At 66.6% G+C, this 7,207-nt stretch carries 5 protein-coding genes and 1 pseudogene; all 6 read right to left on the reverse strand.

Features of this window, described 5'->3' with window-relative positions:
* Positions 1–1,230, reverse strand: a pseudogene (locus ACEN88_RS20665) (4Fe-4S binding protein); the annotation flags it as partial.
* A gap of 7 nt (positions 1,231–1,237) precedes the next feature.
* Entirely contained in the window at positions 1,238–2,395 is a 1,158-nt protein-coding gene (locus ACEN88_RS20670) for a porin (RefSeq protein WP_413342554.1), read from the reverse strand.
* Positions 2,396–2,682: 287 nt separating this feature from the next.
* On the reverse strand, positions 2,683–4,428 hold the full coding sequence (locus ACEN88_RS20675) for a PQQ-dependent methanol/ethanol family dehydrogenase (RefSeq protein WP_413342556.1): 1,746 nt from the start codon (positions 4,426–4,428) through the stop codon (positions 2,683–2,685).
* A gap of 65 nt (positions 4,429–4,493) precedes the next feature.
* Positions 4,494–4,874, reverse strand: a complete 381-nt coding sequence (locus ACEN88_RS20680; protein WP_105381157.1) for a DUF779 domain-containing protein — start codon at positions 4,872–4,874, stop codon at positions 4,494–4,496.
* 16 nt (positions 4,875–4,890) lie between these two features.
* The gene (adh, locus tag ACEN88_RS20685; RefSeq protein WP_413342558.1) at positions 4,891–6,411 is read right to left on the reverse strand and encodes an aldehyde dehydrogenase; all 1,521 of its coding nucleotides are present in this window, start codon (positions 6,409–6,411) and stop codon (positions 4,891–4,893) included.
* 166 nt (positions 6,412–6,577) lie between these two features.
* Positions 6,578–7,207: beta-propeller fold lactonase family protein (locus tag ACEN88_RS20690; protein WP_413342560.1), on the reverse strand; the 630-nt coding region annotated here is incomplete at its 5' end.

Genomic DNA, 7,207 nt, shown 5'->3' on the forward strand with positions numbered 1-7,207 from the left:
GCTCGTCGAACTGGAACCGTTCAAGACCGCGATCACGCTGAATTTCGTGCGCGCCTTCCAGCTGGCCTGCCACGCCGGGGCGGCGCCCTCCGGCGCAATGTAGTACGCCTCCGGCAGGCGGTACGAGAACGCGATCTCGCGCGTGATCCGCTCCGGATAGACGATCCCTTTGCTGCGCGTGACGGGCAGCGCGAAGTCGAGCGCGCGCGCCGGATCGAGTCCAGCCTGGCCGATGACGCGCATGAGCAGCATCTCGTCGGCCGGCAGGTGCACGCCGTCGGCCAGGCGCGGTTCGAGATCGAGGTCGCGCATCTCCACCGGCAGGCGGTCCTGGCGCAGCACGATGCCGCGCGGGACGCTGCCGCGCACGAAGTCCGCGCCGGTAAGCGTATGCGGACCGGCCGTCAGCACGAGCAGCGCGTGGTCGCCCGGTTCCAGCCTGCCCTGCAGCCGGTTCCACGTGCGCGGCGCCAGCAGGTTGCGGCCGACGGCCGGCACCGACGCCCACGCGACCCACAGGTCGATGAAGACGTCGTCGGGCTGCGCGAGCGCCTGCGCATCCAGTCCGGCGCCGCTACTCCCCGCGAACAGCCGCTCGACGTCGCCCCGGCGCACGCGGACATGCCGCACGAGGCCCGCATCGAGCATGTCCTGCAGCGACAGCGGCGCGAAGACATCCATGCGGATCCGGCCGATGCGGCCCGGATCGCGCCCCTGCGCAAAACCGAGCTTGGCGCGCGCCACCTTCAGCGCGGCCGACAGGACGCTCTGGTTGATGATGCGGACGGATGCCGTCGCCTTCGACACCCCGTCCAGGCTGCCCTTCGCGCCACCGACCGTGATGCCCTGCCCCAGCGACCGCCCGCGGTACTGCTGCAGGAACTCCCGCAGCGGCGCTTCCCCGAGACCTTCCAGGAACACCGGTTCGTGCTGTGACAGCACCGCCACGTCGAGGAAGGTGCCTTTCGGGTCCATGACGACGAGGAGATTCGGCGGCACGCCGGCGAAGCCCGGCACCGGCGCCAGGTCGGCCGATTCGAACGCATAGCCGACCAGCTCCGTCACCGTGCCGTTCTGCTTGAACAGCGGCCAGGCCGGGATGTCGGCCGATTTTTCGCCGACGACCAGCGGCGCCGGGAAGCGCCGCGCCAGCTCCGCCTGCGTCAGCGTCCCGGCGTGCGCCGCGGCGCAAAGCAGGAGCCAGCAGATGACGAGGCGGAGCAGGTTCATGGCCGCATCAGAAGAAGATGATGCCGCCGACCGAACCGCCGTTCATGCGCGCGGTGGCGCCGCCGAAGCCCTTCGAGCGCGTCTGCCCGATCTCGGCCACCAGCGTGATCGCGCTGTTCAGCGCATAGTAGGCCCCGGCCGTCAGGTTGGCGTTCGACTTCAGGCCGCCGGTGCCGACGGTGTTGTCGTCGTTGGCGCTGCGGCCCCACGACAGGCCCAGTTTCAGGGCATCGGTCGTCTTGAACGTGCCCTGCACGAGGAAGTTCCTGGAGCGCACGTCGCCTTGGTCGGCGTCGGACAGGATGCCCAGCGCGCGGCCCGTCTGCGCGTTGACGAGCAGGCCCGCGGCGCCCAGCTGGTACGATGCGCCGGCTTCGAAGCCGTTCATCGTGAGGTCGCTCGCGCCCGGCGTCTGCGTTTCGAAGCGCTGGGTCTTGGCGCCGAGCCAGGCCTTGAAACCGTCCTGCGCGAACGAGAGGCGCGCCTGCACCTGCGGGCTCGAACGGGTGGAGTAACGCGGACCGGCGATGACCGGCGTGTCGGACACGGGACTCATCACGCCGAAGTCGAAGCCGATGCCCGCGTCGTTTTTCGGCGTGCTGTAGACGATCTGGCCATACGTGCCCAGGTAGCTGTAGCCGGCACCGATGTGGCCCAGCGTCACGCGGCCGCGCTGCGTGGCCTGCACCGGCGCGCCTGCGCCGACGAGGGTCATGTCGTTCAGGATCGCGTTGGCGCCGAAGATGCCGTAGTCGCGGCCCAGCTTGAAGGTGCCGAGGTCCGCACGGCCGAACGTGAAGAAGGCCTGGCGCACGTCGACCGTGCTGTTTTGCGCGATCGCGCTGTCCGTCGCCGTGGCGACGTAGATGCCGATCTTGGCGGTGACGTCGAAGCCGCCCTGCGTCGACGATACGGACGTCACGAGACCGCTGGGCAGCAGGCCGTTGCCGATGGTAGTGCGGTGATCCTCGCCGCCGCAGCCGAGCGCGCGGCCGCCCAGCGCCAGCCCGCCGACGGCGTCGCCGCTGCACGAGACGCCCGTGTAATATGCGTTGACGATGCCGCCGACGTTGACCGTCCAGTCGCCGGCCTTCAGGTCGACCGCGGAAGCTTGCGTGCAGGCGCCGATCGAGGCCATGACGGCCAATGCGTGAACCTTCTTCATTTGTCTCCTCGCTTTCTTGTTTGTAGTGGGATACATCGTTGAGATGTACCGACAGTGATGGCAAGTTGCGTGCCCGGTCGCTCACCCGGGGAAAAGCGAAGAAACAGCGTATTTTTCTGTGGCGAATCGGATCAGGTGTTGCAGTTTTGACCGTCCGCACACAAAAACGAACTAAACGGTATAAATAAAAAAAACCGCGGCCGAAGCCGCGGCAAAACAGGGTCTTGACGCCGGCCGCCGCCGCAGCCGATGCATAACCCTCCCTGACCACTTACCTGGAGTTCAAATCAAATCTTGGTTGCGAGCTTGAAGACCCAGACCGAGCCGCCCTGCTCCAGGAAGTTCACCTTCTTCGCAACCTCGCCGCCCCACAGCGGCACGGCACCGCCCCAACCGGAGACGACGGCCACGTATTGCACGCCGCCGTCTTCCCACGTCACCGGCGGCGCGACGACGCCCGAACCGGTCTGGAACTTCCACAGTTCCTTGCCCGACTTCGCATCGACCGCCTTCAGGAAGCCCTCGGGCGTGCCGTAGAACACGAGCCCGCCGGCCGTCGTCATCACGCCGCCCCACAACGGTGCCGTGTTCTTGTTCTCCCAGACGATCTTGCCCGTCTTGGGATCCACCGCGCGCAGCGCGCCGATGTAGTCGTCGTTCAGCGGCTTGATCGTGAAGCCGGCACCGAGGTAAGCGCCACCCTTCTTGTACGTGATCGGTTCGTTCCAGATCTCCATGCCCCACTCGTTGGCGGGCACGTAGAACAGGCCGGTCTGCGGGCTGTACGCCATCGGCATCTGGTTCTTCGCGCCGAGGAAGGCCGGCGCGGCGAACACGGTCGAACCCTTCTTGCCGTCGCCCTTCGTCGGATCGCTGGGACGGTTGGCGGCGATGAAGTTCGGACGGCCCGTCTTGAGGTCGATGCCGCTCGCCCACGTGATCTTGTTCACGAACGGGAAGGCATTCTGCAGCTGGCCCGTCTTCGCGTCGATCACGTAGAAGAAGCCGTTGCGGTCGGCCTTGCCGCCGTAGCGCTTGCCGTTCATGTCGAACGTGACGAACTCGTTGGCGCCGTCGAAGTCCCACGAATCGTTCGGCGTGCTCTGGTAGGCCCACTTGATCTGGCCCGTCGTCGGATCGAGCGCGAGCGTCGACGACGAATACAGGTTGTCGCCAGGGCGCAGGTGGCTGTTCCACGGTGCCGGGTTGCCGGTGCCGACGTACGCGAGGCCCGTGGCCGGGTCGTACGTGCCGCCCATCCAGGTCGACGCGCCGCCCGTCTTCCACAGCTCGCCCGGCCAGCTCTTGTTGACCGTGCCGGTGACGCCCGCATCAATCGCCTTGCCGTCCTTGTCGTAACGGTAGCCCATATGGCCTTCGACGGTCGGGCGCGACCACAGCAGCTCGCCCGTCAGCGGGTTGCGGCCTTCCACGCGGCCCACGATGCCGAACTCGCCGCCCGAGACGCCCGTGATCAGGACGCCCTTGGCGATCAGCGGCGCGGCCGTCATGGAGTAGCCGGCCGCATAGTCGTCGACCTTTTCCTTCCACACGACCTTGCCGGTGTTCTGGTCGAGGGCGACCAGTTGCGCATCCAGCGTGCCGAAGATGACGAGGTTGCCGTACACGGCGGCGCCGCGGTTGACGACGTCGCAGCACGGCATGATCGCTTCCGGCAGGCGGTGCTCGTACTTCCACAGTTTATTCCCCGTCTTCAGGTCGATCGCATAGATGCGCGAATACGACGCGGTGACGAACATCTTGCCGTTGGCGATGATGGGCTGCGACTCCTGCCCGCGCTGTTTCTCGCCGCCGAACGAGAACGACCAGGCCGGGACCAGCTGGCCGACGGTCTTCGTGTTGATCTGGGTGAGCGTCGAAAATCGCTGGCCCTGCGTACCCATGCCGAAGGACAGCACGTTCTTCGTGTCCTTGGCCGCGTTTTCGATCATCGCGTTGGTGATGTCGGCCGCCTGGGCGATGAACGCCAGCGGGGCGAGTCCTGCGAGCAGGATGGTCATTCTCGTCTTCATGCTTGTCTCCTTTGTTGTCGTTGTATGGTGGGCACGTGGTGCCCACCCTACTGCTTTGTCGTCGCTTAAGGTCCCGGCGCCTGGCTGCGCAGCTGGCCGTTTTCCTCGTCCGTGAACAGGCGCGAGCGCGTGAGGAAGCGCCGGCCCGTGCCGTTATCGAGCGAGAACATGCCGCCGTTGCCTTCCACCACGTCGATGATCAGCTGGGTGTGTTCCCAGTAACCGAACTGCTCCAGCCCGATGTAGAACGGCGCGCCGTCCAGGTTGCCCAGGTAGACGTCCGTGTCGGACAGGTCGAACTCCCCGGCGGCGTAGCACATCGGCGTGCTGCCGTCGCAGCAGCCGCCGGACTGGAAAAACATCAGCGGCCCGTGGCGCCGCCGCAGCTCGCCGATGAAGGCCAGCGCGGCGGGAGTCGCCATCACGCGTTCGATATTGGCTGTCATGGCGCCTCTCTGCCAGTTAAAAGAAGCCCAGCGCTTTCGGGCTGTAGCTCACCAGCAGATTCTTGGTCTGCTGGTAGTGGTCGAGCATCATCTTGTGATTCTCGCGGCCGATGCCCGACTGCTTGTAGCCGCCGAATGCGGCGTGTGCCGGGTACAGGTGATAGCAGTTGGTCCACACGCGGCCCGCCTGGATCGCGCGGCCGACGCGGAAGGCGCGGCTGCCGTCGCGCGTCCACAGGCCGGCGCCCAGGCCGTACAGCGTGTCGTTGGCGATGCGCAGCGCATCCGCCTCGTCCTTGAACGTCGTCACCGACACGACCGGGCCGAAGATCTCTTCCTGGAAGATGCGCATGCTGTTGTCGCCCTTGAACACGGTCGGACGCACGTAGTAGCCGCCGGACAGGTCGCCGTCATGCTTCGCCTGCTCGCCGCCGGCCAGCACCTGCGCGCCTTCCTGGCGGCCGATGTCGAGGTAGGACAGGATCTTTTCCAGCTGCTCCTTCGACGCCTGGGCGCCGATCATCGTGCCCTCGTCGAGCGGGTTGCCGGCCTTGATTTGCGCCACGCGTGCCAGCGCGCGCTCGATGAACTTCTCGTAGATCGATTCCTGAATCAGCACGCGCGACGGGCAGGTGCACACCTCGCCCTGGTTCAACGCGAACATCGCGAAGCCTTCCAGGCACTTGTCGAAGAAGTCGTCGTCCGCGTCCATCACGTCCGCGAAGAAGATGTTGGGCGACTTGCCGCCCAGTTCCAGCGTTACCGGAATCAGGTTTTGTGCGGCGTACTGCATGATCAGGCGGCCGGTGCCGGTTTCGCCGGTGAAGGCGATCTTGGCGATGCGCTTGCTCGATGCGAGCGGCTTGCCCGCTTCCAGGCCGAAGCCGTTGACGATGTTCAGCACACCCGCCGGCAGCAGGTCGGCGATCAGTTCGACCAGCACCATGATCGAGGCCGGGGTCTGCTCGGCCGGTTTCAGCACGACGCAGTTGCCGGCGGCGAGGGCCGGGGCCAGCTTCCACACGGCCATCAGGATCGGGAAGTTCCACGGGATGATCTGGCCGACGACGCCCAGCGGCTCATGGAAGTGGTACGCGTAGGTCTGGTCGTCGATGGTCGAGATGGCGCCTTCCTGCGTGCGGATGCAGCTCGCGAAATAGCGGAAGTGGTCGATCGCCAGCGGGATGTCGGCCGCCATCGTTTCGCGGATCGGCTTGCCGTTGTCGATGGTCTCGGCGGTCGCGATCAGGCGCAGGTTCTGCTCCATGCGGTCGGCGATGCGGTTCAGGATGTTGGCGCGTTCGGCCGGCGACGTCTTCGCCCAGGCGTCCTTGGCGGCGTGGGCGGCGTCCAGCGCCAGCTCCACGTCTTCGGCCGTCGAACGGGCCACTTCGCAGAACGGCTGGCCGCTGATCGGCGTGACGTTGGCGAAGTACTCGCCCTTGACCGGCGCGACGAATTTGCCGCCGATGAAGTTGTCGTAGCGTTGGCGGAACGGATTGGCGACGCCGAGTTTGCTGATGTCTGCGAGATTCATGTCATCCTCTTTCGTTGTGGGTTGGGTGGCCGTTGCGGGCACTGGTGTTTGCTCGGTACATCCCTTCTTTCGCAAACCCCGTGCCAGCCCGCTTTCCCCTGTTTTTGCCGTGTTGGACCGCCTGGCGCCGGCTGTTTCTGGTACAGGTGTTCCAAACTTGAACAGGTCAGCGGATCACCACGCCCCACGGCAACTGGCCCACAGCGATGTCGCCCGTCTTGCTGCCCGCGGCCGTGTCGATCACGGACACGCTGTCCGAGCGCCCGTTCGCCACGTACAGCCGGCTGCCGTCCGGCGTCAGCGCCATGTTCCAGGGCCGCTTGCCGACGGCGATGGTGGCGTCCACCGCATTGCGCGCCGCGTCGATGCGCATCACGCTGCCGTCCGCGCCGTTCGACACGAATACCGTCTTCCCGTCGGGCGACACGACGATGCCGGCCGGGTTCTTCCCCGCCGGGATCGTGGCGATGCTGCGGCGCTTGTCGATATCCAGCACGTACACCGCGCCCGCGAGCTCGCACGCGACGTAGGCCCGCGTACCGTCCGGCGCGAAGCCGATGCCGCGCGGGCGCAGGCCCACCGCGATCGAACCGACCTGGCGGCGTGCGGCCACGTCGATCACGTCGACCTGCTCCGCGTTCTCGGCCGAGACGAGCAACCAGCGCCCGTCCGGGCTGAACACGGCGTGCTCGGGGTTCTTGCCCTGGACGGGAATGTCGGCGACGAGCTTGCGCGCGGCCGCGTCGACGAGCGCCACGCTGTTGGAATCCTCGACGGCGACGGCGACCCAGCGGCC

Origin of the sequence: Massilia sp. CT11-108 (assembly GCF_047302915.1) — a bacterium.
In the GTDB taxonomy this organism is placed as follows: domain Bacteria; phylum Pseudomonadota; class Gammaproteobacteria; order Burkholderiales; family Burkholderiaceae_D; genus Telluria; species Telluria orientalis.